At 60.7% G+C, this 21,346-nt stretch carries 19 protein-coding genes and 1 tRNA gene; 11 read left to right on the forward strand and 9 right to left on the reverse strand.

Annotated features, from left to right (window positions below; all coding sequences use genetic code 11):
* Positions 1-41 precede the first annotated feature (41 nt).
* From FHT69_RS09150 to FHT69_RS09160, 3 genes are all read left to right on the forward strand, one after another.
* A complete protein-coding gene (locus FHT69_RS09150) occupies positions 42-923 on the forward strand; it encodes a DMT family transporter (RefSeq protein WP_028757385.1) in 882 nt (293 codons plus the stop codon).
* Between the two features lie 84 nt (positions 924-1,007).
* On the forward strand, positions 1,008-1,412 hold the full coding sequence (locus FHT69_RS09155; RefSeq protein ID WP_028757386.1) for a PilZ domain-containing protein: 405 nt from the start codon (positions 1,008-1,010) through the stop codon (positions 1,410-1,412).
* A 341-nt stretch (positions 1,413-1,753) separates the two neighbouring features.
* A complete protein-coding gene (locus tag FHT69_RS09160; RefSeq protein WP_063475413.1) occupies positions 1,754-3,742 on the forward strand; it encodes a bifunctional 2',3'-cyclic-nucleotide 2'-phosphodiesterase/3'-nucleotidase in 1,989 nt (662 codons plus the stop codon).
* A gap of 98 nt (positions 3,743-3,840) precedes the next feature.
* Here the strand turns inward: FHT69_RS09160 and FHT69_RS09165 are convergent, their stop codons facing one another.
* Entirely contained in the window at positions 3,841-4,809 is a 969-nt protein-coding gene (locus FHT69_RS09165; RefSeq protein ID WP_063475412.1) for a LysR family transcriptional regulator, read from the reverse strand.
* Between the two features lie 139 nt (positions 4,810-4,948).
* Here FHT69_RS09165 and FHT69_RS09170 point away from each other — a divergent pair, with 139 nt between their 5' ends.
* Positions 4,949-5,563 carry an FMN-dependent NADH-azoreductase gene (locus tag FHT69_RS09170; RefSeq protein WP_063475411.1) on the forward strand — a complete coding sequence of 205 codons (615 nt, stop codon included), beginning with the start codon at positions 4,949-4,951 and terminating at the stop codon, positions 5,561-5,563.
* A gap of 48 nt (positions 5,564-5,611) precedes the next feature.
* Here the strand turns inward: FHT69_RS09170 and FHT69_RS09175 are convergent, their stop codons facing one another.
* Positions 5,612-6,187 (reverse strand): TetR/AcrR family transcriptional regulator, encoded by a 576-nt coding sequence (locus FHT69_RS09175; protein ID WP_063475410.1) that lies wholly within the window; start codon positions 6,185-6,187, stop codon positions 5,612-5,614.
* A gap of 108 nt (positions 6,188-6,295) precedes the next feature.
* Between FHT69_RS09175 and FHT69_RS09180 the strand changes: the two genes are divergently transcribed.
* Entirely contained in the window at positions 6,296-7,072 is a 777-nt protein-coding gene (locus FHT69_RS09180; protein ID WP_097594654.1) for an SDR family oxidoreductase, read from the forward strand.
* Positions 7,073-7,153: 81 nt separating this feature from the next.
* Here the strand turns inward: FHT69_RS09180 and FHT69_RS09185 are convergent, their stop codons facing one another.
* From FHT69_RS09185 to ilvA, 4 genes are all read right to left on the reverse strand, one after another.
* Entirely contained in the window at positions 7,154-8,371 is a 1,218-nt protein-coding gene (locus FHT69_RS09185) for an MFS transporter (RefSeq protein WP_183905246.1), read from the reverse strand.
* 203 nt (positions 8,372-8,574) lie between these two features.
* Positions 8,575-9,846, reverse strand: coding sequence for a sensor domain-containing diguanylate cyclase (locus FHT69_RS09190; protein WP_049813629.1), 1,272 nt, complete (start codon positions 9,844-9,846; stop codon positions 8,575-8,577).
* A gap of 253 nt (positions 9,847-10,099) precedes the next feature.
* On the reverse strand, positions 10,100-10,426 hold the full coding sequence (locus FHT69_RS09195; RefSeq protein WP_029867973.1) for an HlyU family transcriptional regulator: 327 nt from the start codon (positions 10,424-10,426) through the stop codon (positions 10,100-10,102).
* A gap of 37 nt (positions 10,427-10,463) precedes the next feature.
* Complete coding sequence (gene ilvA, locus FHT69_RS09200) at positions 10,464-11,714, reverse strand: threonine ammonia-lyase (protein ID WP_183905247.1); 1,251 nt, start codon at positions 11,712-11,714, stop codon at positions 10,464-10,466.
* Positions 11,715-11,894: 180 nt separating this feature from the next.
* On the opposite strand from ilvA, the gene FHT69_RS09205 reads away from it, so the two are divergent.
* Complete coding sequence (locus tag FHT69_RS09205; RefSeq protein ID WP_183905248.1) at positions 11,895-12,269, forward strand: VanZ family protein; 375 nt, start codon at positions 11,895-11,897, stop codon at positions 12,267-12,269.
* Positions 12,270-12,540: 271 nt separating this feature from the next.
* Here the strand turns inward: FHT69_RS09205 and FHT69_RS09210 are convergent.
* Together FHT69_RS09210 and wrbA are read right to left on the reverse strand one after the other, a co-directional pair.
* Positions 12,541-12,625 (reverse strand) — tRNA-Leu (locus FHT69_RS09210).
* A gap of 149 nt (positions 12,626-12,774) precedes the next feature.
* Positions 12,775-13,371, reverse strand: coding sequence for an NAD(P)H:quinone oxidoreductase type IV (gene wrbA, locus FHT69_RS09215; RefSeq protein ID WP_183905249.1), 597 nt, complete (start codon positions 13,369-13,371; stop codon positions 12,775-12,777).
* A gap of 261 nt (positions 13,372-13,632) precedes the next feature.
* Between wrbA and FHT69_RS09220 the strand changes: the two genes are divergently transcribed.
* The 4 genes from FHT69_RS09220 to FHT69_RS09235 all read left to right on the forward strand — a co-directional run bounded on the left by FHT69_RS09220 (position 13,633) and on the right by FHT69_RS09235 (position 16,881).
* Entirely contained in the window at positions 13,633-14,409 is a 777-nt protein-coding gene (locus FHT69_RS09220; RefSeq protein WP_029867969.1) for a competence/damage-inducible protein A, read from the forward strand.
* 107 nt (positions 14,410-14,516) lie between these two features.
* Positions 14,517-15,359, forward strand: a complete 843-nt coding sequence (locus FHT69_RS09225) for a universal stress protein (RefSeq protein WP_183905250.1) — start codon at positions 14,517-14,519, stop codon at positions 15,357-15,359.
* A 243-nt stretch (positions 15,360-15,602) separates the two neighbouring features.
* Positions 15,603-16,097, forward strand: a complete 495-nt coding sequence (gene gpt / locus FHT69_RS09230) for a xanthine phosphoribosyltransferase (RefSeq protein WP_029867966.1) — start codon at positions 15,603-15,605, stop codon at positions 16,095-16,097.
* A 193-nt stretch (positions 16,098-16,290) separates the two neighbouring features.
* On the forward strand, positions 16,291-16,881 hold the full coding sequence (locus FHT69_RS09235) for a hypothetical protein (RefSeq protein WP_029867965.1): 591 nt from the start codon (positions 16,291-16,293) through the stop codon (positions 16,879-16,881).
* A gap of 186 nt (positions 16,882-17,067) precedes the next feature.
* Here the strand turns inward: FHT69_RS09235 and FHT69_RS09240 are convergent, their stop codons facing one another.
* Positions 17,068-17,349 (reverse strand): hypothetical protein, encoded by a 282-nt coding sequence (locus FHT69_RS09240; protein WP_029867964.1) that lies wholly within the window; start codon positions 17,347-17,349, stop codon positions 17,068-17,070.
* A 122-nt stretch (positions 17,350-17,471) separates the two neighbouring features.
* Between FHT69_RS09240 and FHT69_RS09245 the strand changes: the two genes are divergently transcribed.
* Complete coding sequence (locus tag FHT69_RS09245) at positions 17,472-21,290, forward strand: vitamin B12-dependent ribonucleotide reductase (RefSeq protein WP_183905251.1); 3,819 nt, start codon at positions 17,472-17,474, stop codon at positions 21,288-21,290.
* Positions 21,291-21,346: the final 56 nt, after the last annotated feature.

Genomic DNA, 21,346 nt, shown 5'->3' on the forward strand with positions numbered 1-21,346 from the left:
ACTTTCGGTGCGCGCGGGCGTTTCCCGCTCAACGGCATGTCATGACATCGAAGACCCACGGCTATATTTTCGCCCTGCTGGCAATCACCATCTTCTCCTTGCAGGACGCGATCTCGAAACATCTGGCATCGACCTATCCGCCGATCTTCGTGACGATGATCCGCTACTGGGCTTTCGCGCTCTTCACGATCATTCTCGCCTCGAAGATGCGCGGCGGTCTCAAGGCGACGGCCCGCACCAAGCGGCCTTTCCTGCAGGTGACGCGCGGCGTTCTGCTTGCGATTCAGGTGGTTCTCGCCATCACCTGTTTTGCCATGATCGGCCTTGCCCGTTCACAGGCGATCTTTTCCGCGACGCCGATCCTGATCGCGCTGCTGGCAATGCCGATCCTCGGCGAGCGGGTCGGGTGGCGGCGGTGGGCGGCGATCGGCGCCGGACTGTTCGGGGTGTTGCTGATCCTGAAGCCGGAAGGCGAACTTTTCGACCTCAAGCTGCTTCTGGCCGTCATTTCCTGCTTCAACTTCGCCTTCTACGTCATCGCCACCCGCCTGGTCAGCCGCGACGATTCGTCGATGACCAGCTTCTTCTATACCGGCGTCGTCGGCGGCGTCACGATGACGCTGGTCGGGCCATTCTACTGGAGCTGGATGTCGCCGGGCGACTGGGGCTGGATGGCGCTCGTCTGCATCACCAGCATCTCCAGCCATTATTTCCTCATTCGCGCCTACGATATTCTCGATGCTGCCGCCGTCCAGCCGCTGACCTATCTGTCACTTGTCTACGCCTCGATCATCGGCATGGTGATCTATGACGAAACGCTCAGCATCAACATGATCGTCGGCTCGGCGATCGTGGTCGCCGCCGGCATCTTCACGGTCTGGCGCGAACATGTGGTGGGACGCAGAGCCGCCGCGGCAAACTGACGGTTTCACTGCAATTTTAGCCAAGCCCCTAAAACCATTTCAATTTTCGGGCGCTATGCTCCCTCGCTGTAGAAGGGAGACAGTATGACTCGTAATTTGAAAATCACGGCCCGAAAGGCCGACCGGAAAAGCTGCCGCGTTTTCGGCCATGTCAAATATCTGAACAGCCAGGTGGATGCCCGCATTCTTAACCTGTCGGTAACCGGCGCCGCCCTGGAGATGAAAGGGCCGTTCCATGCCGCCTCCGGCAGCAAGGTGCGGATCGAGGCCGAAAACCTCGGGCTGCTCGAAGGCGTCATCCGCTGGAAGCACAACGGCCGCGTCGGCATCCAGTTCGACGTGAATTCGAATGCGCGGGCACAGGTCTCCTCCTATTTCCGCTTCTTCCATAAGGAACTGCGGCCGGTATTGGCGACCCGCCCGTTGACCATATCAGGCGCCAATGGCGATCGGACGCCTCACTTGGCGGCATCGACACTGAAATCGTAAGGCTGCACCGCCTTTGCCCTGAAGGAGCGGCTAAGATCGTTCCAGTAGCTGCGGTTGACGTTGACGTCGAGGGTGACCGCCCCTTGCGTCTACGACAGCCTGACGCCCCCGAAGTCGATGGCGGCGCTCTTGGCGTTGACGGCGGAGCAGGATCGATCCTGCCGATGATCCGTCCCCGATGAAATTTCAGCCGGACCACTGCACCATAAATTGTATTTCGGAGCCACGCTGCTTTCCCGGCGGATTGTTTTGACGTCCTGTCATTTTCGCAGTGTACTCCACGGCAAATCGTCCTAATTCTGACGGGCCGGACGATGCATGATCCTTGAAGGAGAGTTTCCATGTCTTCTATTTTCGATGTTGGCGTAATGAGCCGCCGTTCCCTGCTCGGCGGCCTCGCCGCCACTTCCGCCCTGGTGTTGCTGCATCCCTTCAGCGCGCGAGCCAGCGCCAACCAGGCGCATCTGAGGCTGATGGAAACGACGGATATTCACGTCAACGTCTTCCCCTATGACTATTATGCCGACAAGCCGAACGACACGATGGGTCTTGCGCGCACCGGGACGATCATCGACGGCATCCGCGCCGAGGCGGTCAACTCGCTGCTGATCGACAATGGCGACGTGCTGCAGGGCAATCCGATGGGCGACTACATGGCCTATCAGCACGGCATGAAGGAGGGCGACGTCCATCCGGTGATCAAGGCGATGAACACGCTCGGCTATACCGTGGGAACGCTCGGAAATCACGAGTTCAACTACGGCCTCGACTTCATGTTCAAGGTACTCTCGGGCGCGAACTTCCCCTTCGTCTGCGCCAACCTGACCAAGGGCCAGCTTGCCTCGGACCCGAAGCAGGACGATCTCTTCTTCAAGCCCTACGTCGTCTTGGAAAAACAGATCAAGGACGGCGCCGGCAATGAGAGCCCGGTCAAGATCGGCTTCATCGGCTTCGTCCCGCCGCAGATCATGCTCTGGGACATCAAGAACCTCGAAGGCAAGGCGCAGACGCGCGATATCGTCGAGGCCGCCAAGGCCTGGGTTCCCGCCATGAAGGAGGCCGGCGCCGATATCGTCATCGCACTCTCCCATTCCGGCATCGACGGCAACGCACCGTCCGAAAAGATGGAAAACGCCTCACTGCATCTGGCCGCCGTCGACGGGATCGACGCGATCTTCACCGGTCACCAGCATCTCGTCTTCCCCGGCCCGAAGAGCTGGGACGGCATCGCCAATGCCGATCCAGTCAAGGGCACCCTGCATGGCAAGCCCACCGTGATGGCCGGCTTCTGGGGCTCGCATCTCGGCCTGATCGACCTGCTGCTCGAAAAGGACGGCAATAGCTGGAAGATCGTCGATTTCACCGCGGAAGCGCGGCCGATCTATCATCGCGACGACAAGAAGAAGGTGGTGGCCGATTACGCCGACAAGAAGGAAGTGGTCGAGGCCGCCAAGGCCGAACACGAAGCGACCCTTGCCTATGTCCGCACCCCGGTCGGCAAGACGTCCGCACCGCTCTACTCCTACTTCGCGCTGGTCGCCGACGACCCTTCGGTGCAGGTCGTCTCACAGGCGCAGACTTGGTACATCAGGCAGATGCTCGCCGATACCGCTTTCAAGGACCTGCCGGTGCTTTCGGCGGCGGCTCCCTTCAAGGCCGGCGGGCGTGGCGGCGCCGACTACTATACCGACGTTCCAGCCGGCAATATCGCCATCAAGAACGTCGCCGATCTCTATCTATACCCGAACACGGTGCAGGCTGTCGCCATCACCGGCGCACAGGTGAAGAACTGGCTCGAAATGTCGGCCGGCATGTTCAATCACATCGAAGCGGGCTCGAAGGACGCGCCGCTGCTCAACAGCGACTTCCCGTCCTATAATTTCGACGTGATCGACGGGGTCACCTACCAGATCGACCTGTCGCAGCCGCCGAAATATGATTCATCCGGCAAGGCGATCAATCCGGACGCCAACCGCATCCAGAACCTCGCCTTCGATGGCAAGCCGATCGATCCGGCCCAAAAGTTCGTCGTCGTCTCGAACAATTACCGCGCCGGCGGTGGCGGCAATTTCCCGGAGATCACCGCAGACAAGGTGATCTTCCAGGCGCCGGATACCAACCGCGACGTCATCGTCCGCTATATCCATGACCAGGGCACGATCAATCCGTCGGCCGACGCAAACTGGACCTTCAAACCGCTTCCCGGTACGACCGCGACCTTCGAAAGCGGTCCGAAGGCGAAGCAGTTCCTCGGCGAGGTGAAGAGCGTCAAGATCGAGGATGCCGGCGAAGGCGCCGACGGTTTCTCGAAATTCAGGCTGGTTCTCTAGAGCGCCGTGCGTCCTTTCGGACGCACAAAGGACGCTCTAACACTTTGAATCTACGCATCGAAGGACATGTAGACGAAGGCGCGGCACCCGCGCCTTCATCATTCGGCCGCGAGCGGTGCCGCGGGTTCCTGGAGTTCGGCCATCTGCGCATGGAAATCGGCCTGGCTCGGGCAATGGGAAAGCCGCGTGCGGAAGGCGTCAATCATCCAGGTGGCGGCAGGTCCGGGCGGATTGGCGAGCTGGCGCACCGAATATATCGGATATTCCCCCTGTTCATAGGCATCCAGATCGAGATGGACGAGCGTGCCGCTCACCAGATCGTCATGGATCAGGGAAGCCGGGAGGCCGCCCCAGCCAAGACCGGCTTTGATGAGCTGGTGCTTCGTTGCAATATCGCTGACGCGCCAGGTCTTGTAGGACAGAACGTTGAAATCGCGGCCCTTCGTCCGGCCCGACGCATCGGTGACGACGAGCTGCACTTCTTCACGCACATCGCCCAGCGTCAGCGGCCGGCCAATCGCGGCCAGCGGGTGGTTGCGCGCGGCAACCGGCAACATGAAGGAATGACCGATCCGCTCCGTAACGATCGAATCGTCCTGCTTGACGACTGCGCCGCCAATGCCGATCGTCGCCTTGCCGCTGAGGACGAGATCCATGACCATTCCGAGCTCGCCGACGTTGAGGCTCAACGAAACGGAGGGAAACATCTCGCGGAATTCGCGCAGGACATCCACCATGGCCCGTGACGGCACCATGACGCTGATGGCGACGGACACCTCCGCTTCGAGCCCTTCCCTCAGGCTCTTGACCCGCGCCCGCATGACCTGCAGGTCGCCGAGAATGCGCCGCGCATCCTCCAGCATCGCCTTGCCCGCCTCCGTCAGCTTCGGCTGGCGCGCGCCGGAGCGCTCGAAAAGCGGCACTTCAAGCTGCGCCTCCAGATTGGCGATCGTATAGCTCACCACCGATTGCGCCCGGTTCAGCGCCCGCGAAGCTGCCGAGAAGCTGCCGGTCTCGGCAACGGTCAAAAACACCTGCAATTGGTCCAGAGTCGGGTTCGGAAGCATCTTCCATCCATTCCATCGATAGTTTCGATCGACATTATCACCGTTTTTTCGATAGCAGGCCAGACCTATTTTCCTCGTCGAGACTGCGGCTCACCTCCCAGCAACGGGCCGTCAAATTCAATTCGAAAGGAAATGCACCATGTCGTCCATCCTTCTTCTGACGTCCAGCCCGCGTGCCGAATCCCTCTCGACGCCGATCGCCGTCGATCTCGCCGAAAAGCTGAAGAGCCAGAACCCGGGCAGCCTCGTCGTCCGCCGCGATCTGGCCACCAACCCGCTGCCGCATATCGATGACCTCTTTACCGGCGCGATCCGCAAGCCGGCTGAAGCCCGTACCGCCGAAGAAATCGCGGCCATCAAAACCTCCGACGAACTGGTCAACGAGTTGTTTGCCGCCGACACGATCGTCATCAGCACCGGCCTGATCAACTTCAACATCTATTCATCGCTGAAGACCTGGATCGACAACGTCGCTCGCGCCGGCGTGACCTTCAAGTATACGGAAAGCGGCCCGGTCGGCCTCCTGACCGGTAAGAAGGTTTACGTGGTACTTGCTTCCGGTGGGGTCTACTCGCAGGGACCGGCTGCTCCCCTGAACCATGCCGTGCCGTACCTGAAGTCGGTTCTCGGCTTCCTCGGCATCACCGACATCGAGACCATCTATGTCGAAGGCCTGGCCTTCGGACCGGAAGCTGCCGAAAAGGCCATCGACGCCGCCAAGTCGCGCGTCCAGGAAATCGCGCTGGCCGCCTGATCGGCGCCTAAAACGCTCCATGGAACGGCCGGCTTTGCCGGCCGTTTTTCATTTGTCGATACCAGCGACAAAATCCCGGACCGTCGCCAGGATTTCGGCCGAGAGTTCCTCATCGGACGAAATTCTGGCAAGGCCGACGCCGCCGGCCATCATCGCGAAGGCCATGATCGCCTTGCGCCGCCTTTCCCCATCGTCCGCTCCCGCAGCCTTGCCCGCCAATGACGCGAAGTTTCGCCGGAGCCCGTCCGTCGCGATCCCCCGCGCCTTCTCGCCGCTGCGGGATATGTCGGAGGTCAGCGCGGCAAAAGGGCAGCCCTCACCCGGATTGTCACGGTGATAGGCGCTGACATAACGATCGGCGACATCGGCGGCCGTCATCTCCGCCGGGTTGATGCCTTCGGCCTCCAGCTTGCGTCCCCATGAATCGAAAGCAGACTGGATCGCCTCGGCGACCAAATCGTCGCGGGAGGCGAAATGCTTGTAGAAGCCGCCGACGGTCAGTCCGGCTTCCTTCATCAGGTCGGCGACACCGATACCGTCAAGCCCCTCCTCACGCAGCCGCTTCGACGCGGTCTCGACAATCTTCTCGTGCGTCTTCTGTTTCTCCAGCTGCGAACGGCCCATCCGAAATCTCTCCAGTACTGCTTCTTGACTCATGTGGATTACTATCGTAATCCTGATAGATAACGATCATAATCTAGATCGTTGCCAATTCCAAGAGGAGCATGAATCATGCGTCTAAGAAACAAGATCGCCCTGATCACCGGCGGAAACAGCGGCATCGGTCTTGCGACCGCCCGAGTCTTCATCGATGAGGGCGCCAGGGTCGTCATCACCGGCCGCAACCCGGAAACGCTCGCCGCTGCCGAAAAGGCGCTCGGGGCAGGCGTGCTGGCGCTGAAGGTCGATGTCACCGATGCCGCCGCCACCGAAAAAGCCTTTGCGGAAGCTGCCGGAAAGGTCGGCAAATTCGACATCGTCTTTGCCAATGCCGGCATCGGCGGCGCGACGCCACTCGGCGAAACTTCGCCGGAGCAGTTCAACCAGATCATCAGCACCAATCTGACGGCGGTTTTCTTCACGGTGCAATCGGCCCTGCCGCATCTCAATGACGGCGCTTCGGTGATCCTCAACGGTTCGGTGCATGCCGTGCTCGGCGCTCCCGGCTGGTCGGCCTACGCAGCGACCAAGGCGGCAGTCCGCGCCATGACGCGCAATATGGCGTCCGAACTTGCGCCGCGCGGCATCCGCGTCAATCAGGTAACGCCAGGCGGCACGAAGACGCCGATCTGGTCGCCGATGGCCCAGACGGAAGATGCAATGTCGGCGCTCGAGGCCCGCATCGGCGGCATGAGCCCGCTCGGCCGCATGAGCGAAGCCGACGAAATCGCCAAGGCGGCGCTCTATCTGGCTTCGGATGATTCGGCCAACGTCACCGGCATCGAGATCACCGTCGATGGCGGCATGACGAGCGCCCCCTCCGGCGCCAAGATTTTTCGCGCCGCCTGAACCTGCCGGGCCGGGCAAGTGACCTTGCCCGGCCCCGCCGTCAATCTCCTCGCCGACCCGGTCCGCCGTCCTCGAGCGCTGCTATTTTCTCCTGAGGACGCTTGCTTCGTTTGCGCCTGTCGCGCGCAGGGCAATACGAAACAGGACAAGTGCGAAATTCAGGACGGCAAGCAGGAGCACGACGTACAGCATGGTCTGTACGCCGGAGGAAACGATCAGATTGCCGGCGATCAGCGGAAAGCCGAAGACGCCGATGATATAGGCCAGCGAGAATAACAGAAGTGATTGCGGCATAAGGCCGGCGGGAGCCTCATTGGCAGCCAGGCCGTTGATGACGGAATAGGTCAGCCCGTAGCCCAGACCCAGCATCGCTGCGCCTCCGAGATAGGCAAGCTGACTTGATGTCAGCATCAGGAACAGCAGGATCGATGCCAGCGTCAGGCTGGTCAGGATCAAGAGCGAATAGAGCGGGTCCTTCTTGACCACATAGCCCGCCACGAACAGCCGGCTCAGAATCGCGGCGGACATGAAGCCGATGAAGAACAGGGAGTAGTCGAACCCGTGCGCCTTGGCGTAGCTGGTCTGAAAGCTGGACAGCCCGCCGAACATCGCACCGCCGATGCCGACCATGACGATGGAATAGATGGCCGGCGAAGCAATCACCTCCCGCGTCGCGCCAAACGAGATCTTGTTGACATGCGGCAAGATCTTGCCGGCCTTGGTCAGCCTGATGTGGAGCAAAAAGTAAAGCGCACCGCCGGCGAGACTGGAGAGGAAGGCAAATACGAAGGCTGTCTCGATCGGCATCGACCAGCCGGTGGCAATGCGGCCAATGATCGGTCCAGCGCCGATTCCCGACATCATCGATCCCGAAAGCAGGGCAAAAAACCTGATGCGGTGCACGGGCTCGACGATCGCGGCGACCAGAATGGGTCCGAGCGTATAAAACGCGCCCCAACCGATGCCAAGGATGAAGCCGACAATCATCAGGCTCAATCCCGCCGATGGGATGATGGCGAATCCCAGCGCCGATGCCGCAAGAAACAGTCCCGAAACAGCCACCGCCCGCGCCGAGCCGATGGCATCCGCGATGTGGCCGGAGAGGATCACCAGAATGACGGTGCTGACAGTGGCGGCCGAAATGATCAGACCGGCCAGCGCCTCGTCGCCGCCACGCTGACCCACCAGCACCGGGATCAGAAAGGTCACGCCATAGGCGATCGAAAGAAGAAACCCTCCGATACACAAAACGGCGAACTCGCCGCCATCGACTTTCTTCCGTGCCATTGAATCACTCATGTCTCCACGCCCTTCGCAGGAAAACTCATCCGGGATATTGCGGCAATGGAGATCACGTTTGGATTTTACGAACAAGCCGTTTTTATGTTTCCACTAACATATTGAAAATACTGAAATCCAATGACAAATGTTGCGGTTTAAGCAACATCCTCAACATCGAGTTCAGTCAAGTGGGAAGAGTTTCAAAATTAAGGCCAGCCGGACTAATTGAGTTTCACCACGCCTGAGCGGCCGACGACGCAGTTGCGGCCGCTCTTCTTGGCCGCGTAGAGCCTGCCGTCGGCAGCCGTCAGCACGGCGGTGAAATCGACGCCGTCCTCATCGGCAGTCGCAACGCCGATACTGACGGTGACCGGCCTGTCATCCGGCGTCTTGACGCTGGTCGCGATCGTCCAACGCAGGCGCTCGGCGAGCCGCAGCCCCTCCTCGTGGTCAGTGCCCGGGCAGACGGCAACGAATTCCTCGCCGCCGAAGCGGAAGACGCGATCGCTGGACCGCAGCGTCGTGCCCAATCGGGCGGCGATCGCCTTCAGCACTTCGTCGCCCTGGAGATGGCCGTAGCCGTCATTGACATCCTTGAAGTGATCGGCATCGAGAATGAGGACGGTGGCGAACAGGCCCTGCTTCAGCGCCTCGCGCAGCATCAGCGGCGCTTCCATCTCCATGCGCGTCCGATCGTAGACGCCGGTGAGCATATCGCGGCCGGTGCGCTCCAGAAGATCGTTGTAGCGCTCGCGGAATGTCAGGTCGCCGAACACGTCGCTGATCGAGCGTGCAGACACGGCCGCCCGACCGCGGCGAATGTAATACTCATAGATGGCGAACATCGCCGCATAGAGGCAGACGGCAAACATCTTTGCCTTCCAGCCGCCCCAGAAGGCGGCGATCGGCACTCCCAAGAAATAATGCAGCGCGGAAAAGAAGCCGATCTGGTCGAAAGTCAGCAGCACGAAGCCTGAAATCAGGAAGCGCAGGACGACGCGGCGGCGGAAGAAGTCGCCGAGTTTTTCGTACAGCAGGATGATGCCGAGGGAATCGACATAGAGCAGCGCCGTGCCCCAGACCATCAGCCAGCCCATCTCCTTGAGGAAATCGACGTCGGGGGTGTGGTCCGGCGACATCTGCAGGGGCTGGTGCAGCTGCAGCACCCCGGCGATGCCGACGGTGAGCAGGTTACCGAGGAACAGGCCATAGATCGGCTGGCGCACCGTCGCGGCATCCTCCTGCAGATAAAGCATCAGGATCATCATCAGCTTGCCGGAGAAGAAGACGGATGAACCCGGCGACACGTCCCCGAACGGCAGCGAGACGTAGAAGACCGCCGCCAGATAGGTCTCCATGAAATGCATGACGCCGAGCGCCGTCAGGAAAACCCCGAGACCGAGCCGATGACGGAAATGCAGAAGCGTCACCATCAGCGCGAAATAGGCGATGGCTTCGACGACGAAGAGAAGGAGGTTGAGTGTCTCCATCACGATAGCTCGGCTCCGGACATCCGCCCTCGGTCTCCTGCCGGCGCGACGATCGCGACAGCGAATCCTTTGGTCGATCGTCGGAAAAAGTCAAACACGAGGGCGTCCTGCAAATCCTGCAGGATACCTTTCACCCCAATCCTTTAAGATTGCGTGAGTGAGATCGCGTTCGCTGGCCGGGGGGCCGGGGTCACCCGATTGATAAACAAGAATAATTGCGGGCCGGCATCGCGTGCTGATCCGGCGGATCCCGATTTCAGACCTGGCGAATCTTTTCGCCGTCACCAAAGAGTGACGAACCATGCTGATCGATGATCTGATGCGCCTTGCGCACCGTGCATTCGATCGCGTCGTCGGAGGAAGAAAACAGATCGGCGCGAATGAAATTGCGCACCAGCACCTCGTCGCCGACCTTCTTTTCAATGCGGCCGGCAAGGCGATACTGGCTGCCTTCCCTGCGCGGCTCGGCATAGATCGTGCAATCGCCGTAAAGCTGGGGCTCGCCGGAAGGGCCTGCCGCTTCCGTGGCCGGTTTGCCGCCGCCGGAGAACATCGAAAAGATATTTGAAATGAACGAAGCCATGCTCCGCCTTTAGCACGACGGCATCGCTGTCGCCAAGTCAAATGATCAGGTTGGCGAGGATCTCGTTTTCGGTGATATCCTCGTAACCCATGCCGGCAGCTTCGAAATTTCCGATCAGCCGGGCGAAATTCTCAGGCGCCTTGGTTTCGATGCCGATCAGGATCGAGCCGAAGTTGCGTGCCGATTTCTTCAGATATTCGAAGCGGGCGATATCGTCGTCGGGACCGAGCAGATTGAGGAAATCCCTGAGCGCGCCGGGGCGCTGGGCGAGCCGCAGGATGAAGTATTTCTTCAGCCCCGCGTAACGCATGGCTCTTTCCTTTACGTCAGGCAGACGCTCGAAATCGAAATTGCCGCCGGAGACGATGGCAACGACGGTCTTTCCGCGGATCGTTTGGCCGTCCATCGCGGCGATCGCCGTCAGCGACAGGGCGCCGGCCGGTTCCAGCACGACGCCTTCGACATTCAGCATCTCCTGAATCGTCACGCAGATGGCGTTCTCCGGCATCAGATGCACCTGGCTCGCCGGGAAATCGCTGAGGGCGGCGAAATTCAGGTCGCCGATACGGGCGACGGCGGCGCCATCGACGAAATTGTCGACCTTGGCCAGCGTCGTCACCTTGCCCGCCTCGATGCTGCGCCTGAGGCTCGGTGCGCCGGCGGGTTCAGTGAAGACGAAGGCCGATTTCGGCACGGTGCCGTCGAGATAACCGGTGATGCCGGCGGCAAGCCCGCCGCCGCCGACCGGCAGGACGACCATGTCGGGCACCGTTCCTTCCGGCAGCTGCTGCATGATTTCCGCGGCGACCGTCGCCTGGCCCTCGATGATGTCCTCATGGTCAAAGGGCGGCACCATGACGCCGCCGACCGCCTCGACATGTTCGCGGGCGGCCTGGTAGCACTGGTCGAAGAAGTCGCCGAACAGCCGGATGGTGATGAATTCGGCGCCGAACATGCGGGTCTTGTCGATCTTCTGCTGCGGTGTCGTCACCGGCATGAAGACGACGCCCGGCACGCCGAAATGGCGGCAGACGAAGGCAAAGCCCTGGGCATGATTGCCGGCCGAGGCGCAGACGAAAGTCTTGCCGGCCGCACCCTGCCCGATCGCCTTGCGGAAGAAATTGAAGGCGCCGCGGATCTTGTAGGAGCGCACCGGCGACAGGTCCTCGCGCTTCAGCCAGATGTCGGCCCCGTAGCGGGCCGACAGATGGTCGTTCAGCTGCAGCGGCGTTGCCGGAAACAGGCTGCGCATTGCCTCTTCGGCGCTTTCGACATCAAGTCTCGTCACGGGCGTGATCCATTCTCATGATTGCAGCGCCGCTATGGCACAGGCCGGCCGGCAAAAGAAAGCCCGCTTCGACCATTTGCAGTTCGCTCCTGGGAAGCTTTTCTTAAGCCAATCGCAAAATCAGCGGCACATGAACTGATTTTAACTGTCAATGAAAAGGCCAACCACTAATATGAAGCCATGATCACATTCAAACTCGCAAAACCGCTCGCCTGGCTGCTGCTCGCCTTCATCCTCGTCGTCACGGTTTCACCGATCGGGCTGAGGCCGGATACAGTGACGACGGTCAATACCGATCGCGCAAGCGCCTATGTTCTCCTCGGCCTTGCCTTTGCGCTCGCCTATCCGAAGCAGTGGAAATTGGTGGCGGTGCTGCTGATCGTCGGTGCGGTTGGCATCGAATATTTGCAGTACTTCTCGCCGACGCGGCATCCGCGCCTGCATGACGCGGGTATCAAGGCCATGGGTGCCGCCGTCGGGCTGCTCGCCGGCTGGGTGATCAACAGGCGGCGCGACACGAAAGCGCCCAACGCGCTTCCTCTAGCGGAACGCTGATTGCCCCAGCTTAGAAAGCGCGCAACTGCACTGCCCAAAAGAACAGTGGTATTGCAGCCATCGCAGTTCCCAGAACAAGTGCGACACTGGTCTTGAAGATTCGGATGCGCCGAACCCTCGCCCCACTCCAATCGTAAACCATCGTCTTACTCCCACAAGACAACACTTACTCAACCGCCGCGGCGCAATCCTTGCACCGAAAATGTCATTGTCAAGCAACAACGCGCTTTTACGCACAAAATACAGGCATATTCAAACAGGATTGTGAAGATGGTGCGGGCGACGGGGGTCGAACCCGTACAGCCAAGGCCGAGGGATTTTAAGTCCCTTGCGTCTACCAGTTTCGCCACGCCCGCTTGCTGCGTTTTCAATATCTTGCGTCATTGGCGATGGGAAGAGCCGCGAGGCGTAAATTCTGCTCGTTTTGTCGGCTGCGCCAACCAAAACGGATAAGGCGCGGCGAGCCTCACGCCCGCCGCACCCTTCATCATGTCAATATCAACGATCAGGCGAGCTTGGCGGCCAGCTTGGCAACATGGGCGCCCTGGTATTTCGCGCCTTCCAGCTCGATCTCGGAGGGCTGGCGCGAGCCGTCTCCGTTGGTGATGGTGGACGCGCCGTAGGGCGAGCCGCCCTTGACTTCCTCGGTGCCCATCTGGCCCTGGAAGGCATAGGGAAGGCCGGCAACGACCATGCCCTGGTGCAGGAAGGTCGGGATGAAGCCGAGGATGGTCGATTCCTGGCCGCCATGCTGGGTGGCCGAAGAGGTGAAGACCGAACCGATCTTGCCGACGAGCTTGCCGGAGAACCAGAGGCCGCCCGTCTGATCCCAGAAATTGCGCATCTGCGAGGCGACCGTGCCGAAGCGGGTGCCGGCGCCGACGATGATCGCGTCATAATCCGCCAGTTCGTCGACGGTGGCGATCGGAGCGGCCTGATCGACCTTGTAATAGGAAGCCTTGGCGACCTCTTCCGGAACCAGTTCCGGAACGCGCTTGACGGTGACCTCGGCACCGGCCGACTTCGCGCCTTCGGCGACGGCATAGGCCATGGTTTCGATATGGCCGTAAGCCGAATAATAAAGGACGAGAACCTTCGCCATCTTCTATCTTTCTTAAAACATCGGGTTGAATTTCGTGACCGGAGGATGTCTATCAGCCCGCCTGCTTGAACAAAGCCCCGGCCTGAAGAACTCAGTGTTCAACTGATGTAGACGAAAATTCACTTGCCTTTTCATTTCAGCAAAATGGACGCAGATGCTGCCGTCCGATAACCGCTTGCACTTGCGGCATAATGCTCCGGCTGTTTGCAAAGAGATCGAACGGCGCTACCTATTCACCAGCTTCACATTACGGAACATCCCATGAGCCAAGACATCGTCGTCACCGCCGCCATGCTCGCCATCGGCGACGAACTTCTTTCCGGCCGCACCAAGGACAAAAATATTGGCCATCTCGCCGATCTGCTCACGCTTTCCGGCATCGACCTCAAGGAGGTGCGCATCGTCGCCGACGACGAGGAGGCGATCGTCGAGGCGCTAAATGCGCTTCGCGGCAAATATGATTACGTCTTCACTTCGGGCGGCATCGGGCCGACGCATGACGACATCACCGCCGACGCCATCTCCAAGGCTTTCGGCCTGCCCTGCGAATACGACGAAACGGCGATGACGCTGCTGGCCGAAATGTATCGGCGCCGCGAGATGGAATTCACCGAAGCCCGCCAGCGCATGGCGCGCATGCCGCGCGGGGCCGTGCATATCGCCAATCCCGTCTCGACGGCGCCTGGCTTCATCATCGGCAATGTCCATGTCATGGCCGGCGTCCCGCAGGTCTTCCAGGCAATGGTCGACAATGTGCTGCCGGCGCTCCGGACCGGCACGCCGGTGCTGTCGCTCGCCATCGCCTGCCCTTACGGCGAAGGTGAAATCGGCACGCCCTTGACCGCGATCCAGAAAGCGCATCCGGAAACCAGCATCGGCTCCTACCCGCGCTATATCGGCCAGAAATTCTCGACCGAGATCGTCGTGCGCGGCCGCTCGCAGGCAGTGATCGATGCGGCCGGCGCCGAGGTGCAGGCGATGATCGAAGCCATCCGCCGGAGGAAGGACATCACAGAAAACCATTCTGCCGAGGCTTGAAGGAAACGCCGGAACGGGGGTCATCCTTGATCCCTGTCAAGGAACAGCAGAAGGGGCCGGTGCATTCCTTCCCTCGCGCACGCCATTTCAGCGCAAGGAGAATTGATATGTCTTACAAAACCATTCTCGCCATACTCGATACATCCGATAATAGTGCTGCGGTTGCCGATTTCGCCTTTGCCATCGCCGCTGAAAGCGGTGCCCATGTGATCGGCCTGCATGCCGAAATCATCTCCGCCGTGCCGCTGGTGGCGCCGATGGAAATCCCCGATCCCGTCGCCGTGCAGGCGCTGCAGGACATGGCGCATAGCGAAACGCTCGCGGTTGAGCGCATCTTCCGGGCAAAAGCGGCTGCGACAGGCGCCTCCTACGAGTGGCGCAGCTTTGCGACCTCAACCGGCTACGGCTCCGCGCCGCTGATCGAAAGTGCACGCAGCGCCGACCTTCTGATCGCCTCGCAGGCCGATCCGGGCAAACCTTCCGACAGCCAAGTCGACGTCGACAGCTTCCTTTTCGAAACCGGCCGGCCGGTGCTGATGATCCCCTATATCATCCGCCAGCCGAAGCCGATCAAACGCGTGCTGATCGCCTGGAACGGCTCGAAGGAGGTGGCGCGCGCGACCTTCGACGCGTTGCCGATCCTCAAAGCCGCCGAGGAGGTGGAGATCTTTTCGGTCGATCCGGCCGACACGGCGCTGCAATCGCCGCTCACCGCCGGCGCCGAGATTGCCGCCACACTCGCCCGTCATGGCGTGAAGACGACGCTTTCGACGGCCCAAAGTGTGGACAAGAACGCGTCGCATGTCATCGAGAACCGGCTTTCGGACAGCAGCATCGATCTTCTCGTCATGGGCGCCTATACGCATTCCTGGCTCTGGCAGATGATCTTCGGCGGCACGACGAAGAGCTTGCTGCAATCGATGACGGCGCTGACCCTGTTGTCGCGATGATCCTCTTGCCGCAATCATTGCTGCTCTTGCGTTTTGCCGGCAAATCCCGCTAATTGCAGCGACCGATGAGAGCTTCGAGCCTCGGCCACAACTCGCGCAGTGCAGCTCGCGATCTCGCGCAGCTGCAGCTCGCGATTTCGCGCAGTTTCGGCTACGCGATTTCTCGTTTTGCCGATCGCCGTTCTAAGCCCATCCGGTCGCCGGCAAACGGCGTATCGTTTTTCATGCCGCGGAGCAGCCCGAATGTCCCTTCCCGATAAAGCCTTTCCCGTTTCCTGGGATCAGTTCCACCGCGATGCACGCGCCCTTGCCTGGCGGCTAGCCGGCCTCAATCAGGCGTTCAAGGCGATCGTCTGCATCACCCGCGGCGGCCTCGTTCCGGCGGCGATCATCTCACGCGAGCTGAACATCCGGCTGATCGAGACCGTCTGCGTCGCCTCCTATCATGATTATGTCAACCAGGGCGACATGGTGCTGCTCAAGGGGATCGCGCCCGAACTTCAGGAAAATGGCGGCGAAGGCGTGCTCGTCGTCGACGACCTGACGGATACCGGCAAGACCGCCGCCCAGGTGCGCGCCATGCTGCCGAGGGCGCATTTTGCTTGCGTCTATGCCAAGCCGAAGGGCGTGCCGACGGTCGACACCTTCGTCACCGAGGTGAGCCAGGACACCTGGATCTACTTCCCCTGGGACATGGGCTTCACCTATCAGGAGCCGATCGCCAAAGGCGCAGGCTGATCGCCACCGATCACAGCGCGCGGCCTTCGTATTTACCACTTGAAATTGTTCCAGTTTTTGTCTGCGGGGTTTCCTGAATCCGCTATCGGGAGCAGCACATCTATTTTATCGTGTTCGCATAAACTCGACAGCTGCGAATCGCATCAAATTGCGCTTAAAGCGTGCAGCAAACGATGTGATATAGGGAAACAAGATGGCGCGGTGGGGGCGTAGAGCAGCGGTTGTGACCGTCGGGCTGGCGGCATGTCTGTTTTCCCTCACGCCTGTCCGCGCCGAGCCTGCCTATATCCCCCTTGTGCGCGACTATGTCGAGAAGCAGATCCGGCCAATGGTGGAAACGCCATTGGTGCTGAAGGCCATTGCCGAGCAGAACGCGGAGTTCGGCAACGTCAGCGAAATGGATATGCGGGTGCTCGATGACACTTACCGATCTGAGGTCGATCAGCATCACCTGCATATGGTCAAGCTGCTGCTCGACAGATCCGTGTCGCATTACCTGAAAGCCAGGCAGGACGCCTCGCAGGGAGCGATCGTCGAATTTTTCGTCACCGATAGTCATGGACTGAATGTCGGGCAGAGCATCATTACCGCCGACTACTGGCAGGGCGACGAAGAGAAATATCTCAGAACCTTCGCCAACGGCTCGCGAGAGGTCTTCATCGACCGGGCCGAGCGCAACGAATCCACTCAGATACTCGAGACGCAGGCGAGCTTCGTGGTCATGGACGAAGAGAACAGGCCGATCGGCGTGGCCACCGTTACCATCGCCATCGACGCGCTTTAAGACCGCTCGTTTTCTCGCCGAATCGCCATGCGCATTTGCGCCGGAAATGCCATCACAAGATTTGCCGCAGGGCGCTTTTTTATCGTTCCGGCCTTTTCCTTAGCCGGCAACGCCTGCAAGCCATTGTAATTTCAGCGCTCCCCGGCTTTCCCCAATCTCCACAGGCGCATCCACAACATGTTGTGGTTAGCAATCAATTAAAAGCCAGCCCTTGACGGAATCAGCTGTTTCAAACTTTACTGTTTTCGATGTTGCGGCGGCGACAGGACCGGAGGTAACGAGCCCGGTTCCCTTTTGAAAATCAGGACGCAGAATCAGGGTGATGCGCCGGGAGCGGTTCAGACCCGACAGGTTCTCTGCGCGGTTTTCAGCCTCCAAAAAAAGTGACGTCGGGACTGGCGATAATAAGCTGTTAATACTATATTTAGCGTTTGCAGCCACCATCACCACAAGATACAGGAAGGACATCTCCGGATGACACCCCTGTCACGATACGGAAACGAGGCTGGCTGCACGACGACAAAGTGCCGCCGGATAGGAATTTTGCGCCCCGGTCGCTGGGGATCGGGCGCCAACACGAGGTCAAGACCATGCGCATCGAACGTCGTTTCACGAAGGCCGGCCAAGGCGCCTATGCGGATATCGAATTCCGCAAGGCGACGAGCGAGATCAAGAACCCCGACGGTTCGATCGTGTTCCGCCTCGAGAATATCGACGTTCCCGCGCAGTTCTCCCAGGTCGCGACCGACGTTCTGGCGCAGAAGTATTTCCGCAAGGCTGGCGTCCCCACCCGCCTGAAGAAGGTCGAGGAAAACGACGTTCCCTCCTTCCTGTGGCGCTCCGTTCCCGACGATGCTGCGCTGAAGACCCTGCCGAAGGATGAGCAGACCGGCTCCGAAATCGATGCGCGCCAGGTTTTCGACCGTCTTGCCGGCACCTGGACCTATTGGGGCTGGAAGGGCGGCTATTTCTCCTCCGAGGAAGACGCCGCGGCCTTCAAGGACGAGCTTGCCTATATGCTCGCCACCCAGCGCGTCGCCCCGAACTCTCCGCAATGGTTCAACACCGGCCTGCACTGGGCCTACGGCATCGACGGCCCAGGCCAGGGCCATTTCTATGTCGATCCCTTCACCGGCAAGCTGACCAAGTCCAAGTCGGCCTACGAACATCCGCAGCCGCATGCCTGCTTCATCCAGTCGGTCGAGGACGATCTCGTCAACGAAGGCGGCATCATGGACCTCTGGGTGCGTGAAGCGCGCCTGTTCAAATACGGCTCCGGCACGGGCTCCAACTTCTCCATGCTGCGCGGCGAAGGCGAAAAGCTTTCCGGCGGCGGCCGCTCCTCCGGTCTGATGAGCTTCCTGAAGATCGGCGACCGCGCCGCCGGCGCCATCAAATCGGGCGGCACGACGCGCCGCGCCGCCAAGATGGTGGTCGTCGATATCGACCATCCCGACATCGAGGAATACATCAACTGGAAGGTCAAGGAAGAGCAGAAGGTCGCGGCCCTGGTCACCGGCTCGAAGGTCGTCGCCAAGCATCTGAAGGCGATCATGAAGGCCTGCTTCAATTGTGAAGGCGGCGACAACGGGGATTGCTTCGACCCGGGCAAGAACCCTGCCCTGAAGCGCGAAATCCGCGCTGCCAAGAAGGACCAGGTTCCGGAGAACTACGTCCAGCGCGTCATCCAGTTCGCCCGCCAGGGCTATAAGGATCTCCAGTTCAAGACCTACGACACGGATTGGGATTCGGAAGCCTACCTCACGGTATCGGGCCAGAACTCCAACAACTCCGTCTCGATCAAGGACGACTTCCTGCGCGCCGTCGAGAATGATGGCGAATGGAACCTGACCGCCCGCAAGGACGGCAGGGTGATGAAGACGCTTAAGGCGCGCGATCTCTGGGAAACGATTTCCTACGCTGCCTGGGCCTCGGCCGATCCGGGCATCCACTTCAACACGACGATGAACGACTGGCACACTTCGCCGGCCGGCGGCCCGATCCGCGGCTCGAACCCGTGCTCGGAATATATGTTCCTCGACGACACGGCCTGCAACCTTGCCTCGCTGAACCTGCTGCAGTTCAAGGACAAGGCCACCAAGCGCATCAACATTGCCGATTACGAACATGCCGTTCGCCTGTGGACCGTTGTGCTCGAAGTCTCGGTGATGATGGCGCAGTTCCCGTCGAAGCGCATTGCCGAACTCTCCTACGAATACCGCACGCTCGGCCTTGGCTACGCCAATATCGGCGGCCTGCTGATGTCGTCGGGCATTCCCTACGACTCCACCGAGGCCCGCGCCATTGCCGGTTCGCTGACCGCGATCATGACTGGCGTCTGCTATGCGACCTCGGCCGAAATGGCTGCCGAACTCGGGCCCTTCCCGAACTTCGCGCCGAACCGCGAGAGCATGCTCAGGGTCATCCGCAACCATCGCCGCGCCGCCCATGGCGAGACGTCAGGCTATGAGGCCCTGTCGATCAACCCGGTCGCGCTGATCCATTCAGAAAACCCGGACCAGGATCTCGTCGCCCACGCCAAATCGGCCTGGGACAAGGCGCTCGAGCTCGGCGAACAGCATGGCTATCGCAACGCCCAGGTCTCGGTCATCGCGCCCACCGGCACGATCGGTCTCGTCATGGATTGCGACACCACCGGCATCGAGCCCGACTTCGCCCTCGTCAAGTTCAAGAAGCTCGCCGGCGGCGGCTACTTCAAGATCATCAACCGCGCCGTGCCCGAAGCGCTGCGCACGCTCGGCTATTCCGAGAGCCAGATTGCCGAGATCGAGGCCTATGCCGTCGGCCACGGCAACCTGAACCAGGCGCCGGCGATCAACCCATCGACGCTGAAGACCAAGGGCTTCACCGACGAGAAGGTGGAAGCCGTCAACGCCGCGCTGAAGAGCGCCTTCGACATCAAGTTCGTCTTCAACCAGTGGACGCTCGGCGCCGACTTCCTGAAGGACACGCTGAAGGTTTCCGACGAACAGCTGTCCGACATGAGCTTCAGCCTGCTCGACCATATCGGCTTCTCGAAGAAGGACATCGAAGCCGCCAACATCCATGTCTGCGGTGCGATGACGCTGGAAGGCGCGCCCTTCCTCAAGAATGAGCATCTGCCGGTCTTCGATTGCGCCAATCCCTGCGGCAAGATCGGTAAGCGCTACCTCTCTGTGGAAAGCCATATCCGCATGATGGCGGCGGCCCAGCCGTTCATCTCGGGTGCGATTTCCAAGACGATCAACATGCCGAACGAGGCGACCGTCGAGGATTGCAAGAACGCCTACCTGCTCTCCTGGAAGCTCGGCCTCAAGGCCAACGCGCTCTATCGCGACGGCTCGAAGCTGTCGCAGCCGCTCAATGCCTCGCTGATCGAAGACGAGGATGACGAGGATGCGCTGGAGGAACTGCTGCAGGCGCCGGTCGCCGCCCAGGCCGTCACCATCACCGAGAAGATCATCGAGCGGGTGATCGAACGCGTTTCGCGCGAACGCGAGAAGCTGCCGAACCGCCGCCAGGGCTACACCCAGAAGGCCGCCGTCGGCGGACACAAGGTCTATCTCCGCACCGGCGAGTTCGGCGACGGCCGCCTCGGCGAGATCTTCATCGACATGCACAAGGAAGGCGCTGCCTTCCGCGCGATGATGAACAATTTCGCCATCGCCATCTCGCTCGGCCTGCAATATGGCGTGCCGCTCGAGGAATATGTCGAGGCCTTCACCTTCACCAAGTTCGAGCCGGCCGGCATGGTCATCGGCAATGACGCGATCAAGAACGCCACGTCGATCCTCGACTACGTCTTCCGCGAACTTGCCGTCTCCTATCTCGGCCGCCATGACCTGGCGCATGTCGATACGTCCGACTTCTCCAACACCGCACTCGGCAAGGGCATCCAGGAGGGCAAGACCAACCTGCTCTCCACCGGCTGGACCCGCGGCTACAAGCCGACCCTGGTCTCCGGCACCGGCGGCGAACGCCAGGCAGCGGCCGAGCCCAAGGGTGCGGCGACTGCCGCCCCTGCCCGCGCCGCTTCCACCGGTACCGTGACTGCCTTTGCCGGCAGTGCCGCCCGCAAGCTGGAGCCGACGGTCGCCATCTCCACCTCCGAAATCGTCGCCTTCAAGCGCGACTATGAGGAGCGCGCCAAGGAACTGGCGGAAGAGATTGCCGAAGAGGTGATCGACGAAATCACCAGCGACGCAACCGCCCTCTTCTCCGACAAGGCGGCGGCCGACGCGGCCACGGCGAAATCCGAAGCCAAGAAGCGGGAGGCCGAACGCCGCCAACGCTCGATCATGCAGGGCTATACCGGCAACATGTGCTCGGAGTGCCAGAACTTCACGATGGTGCGGAATGGGACCTGCGAGAAGTGCGACACGTGTGGTGCTACGAGCGGGTGCAGCTGAGTGGGCGTTTGTTGTCTAGCGCGCCCCGTTGAAAGGCGTCCGACACAAACTGATCG

This window comes from Rhizobium sp. BK008, from assembly GCF_014197345.1.
Classification (GTDB): Bacteria; Pseudomonadota; Alphaproteobacteria; order Rhizobiales; family Rhizobiaceae; genus Rhizobium; species Rhizobium anhuiense.

What these genes read in the sequence shown, in the direction of transcription:
- FHT69_RS09150 (WP_028757385.1), top strand. Translation starts at nt 42, where the DNA reads ATGACATCGAAGACCCACGGCTATATTTTCGCCCTGCTGGCAATCACC.
- FHT69_RS09155 (WP_028757386.1), top strand. Translation starts at nt 1,008, where the DNA reads ATGACTCGTAATTTGAAAATCACGGCCCGAAAGGCCGACCGGAAAAGC.
- FHT69_RS09160 (WP_063475413.1), top strand. Translation starts at nt 1,754, where the DNA reads ATGTCTTCTATTTTCGATGTTGGCGTAATGAGCCGCCGTTCCCTGCTC.
- FHT69_RS09165 (WP_063475412.1), bottom strand. Translation starts at nt 4,809, where the DNA reads ATGCTTCCGAACCCGACTCTGGACCAATTGCAGGTGTTTTTGACCGTT.
- FHT69_RS09170 (WP_063475411.1), top strand. Translation starts at nt 4,949, where the DNA reads ATGTCGTCCATCCTTCTTCTGACGTCCAGCCCGCGTGCCGAATCCCTC.
- FHT69_RS09175 (WP_063475410.1), bottom strand. Translation starts at nt 6,187, where the DNA reads ATGGGCCGTTCGCAGCTGGAGAAACAGAAGACGCACGAGAAGATTGTC.
- FHT69_RS09180 (WP_097594654.1), top strand. Translation starts at nt 6,296, where the DNA reads ATGCGTCTAAGAAACAAGATCGCCCTGATCACCGGCGGAAACAGCGGC.
- FHT69_RS09185 (WP_183905246.1), bottom strand. Translation starts at nt 8,371, where the DNA reads ATGAGTGATTCAATGGCACGGAAGAAAGTCGATGGCGGCGAGTTCGCC.
- FHT69_RS09195 (WP_029867973.1), bottom strand. Translation starts at nt 10,426, where the DNA reads ATGGCTTCGTTCATTTCAAATATCTTTTCGATGTTCTCCGGCGGCGGC.
- FHT69_RS09205 (WP_183905248.1), top strand. Translation starts at nt 11,895, where the DNA reads ATGATCACATTCAAACTCGCAAAACCGCTCGCCTGGCTGCTGCTCGCC.
- wrbA (WP_183905249.1), bottom strand. Translation starts at nt 13,371, where the DNA reads ATGGCGAAGGTTCTCGTCCTTTATTATTCGGCTTACGGCCATATCGAA.
- FHT69_RS09220 (WP_029867969.1), top strand. Translation starts at nt 13,633, where the DNA reads ATGAGCCAAGACATCGTCGTCACCGCCGCCATGCTCGCCATCGGCGAC.
- FHT69_RS09225 (WP_183905250.1), top strand. Translation starts at nt 14,517, where the DNA reads ATGTCTTACAAAACCATTCTCGCCATACTCGATACATCCGATAATAGT.
- gpt (WP_029867966.1), top strand. Translation starts at nt 15,603, where the DNA reads ATGTCCCTTCCCGATAAAGCCTTTCCCGTTTCCTGGGATCAGTTCCAC.
- FHT69_RS09235 (WP_029867965.1), top strand. Translation starts at nt 16,291, where the DNA reads ATGGCGCGGTGGGGGCGTAGAGCAGCGGTTGTGACCGTCGGGCTGGCG.
- FHT69_RS09240 (WP_029867964.1), bottom strand. Translation starts at nt 17,349, where the DNA reads ATGTCCTTCCTGTATCTTGTGGTGATGGTGGCTGCAAACGCTAAATAT.
- FHT69_RS09245 (WP_183905251.1), top strand. Translation starts at nt 17,472, where the DNA reads ATGCGCATCGAACGTCGTTTCACGAAGGCCGGCCAAGGCGCCTATGCG.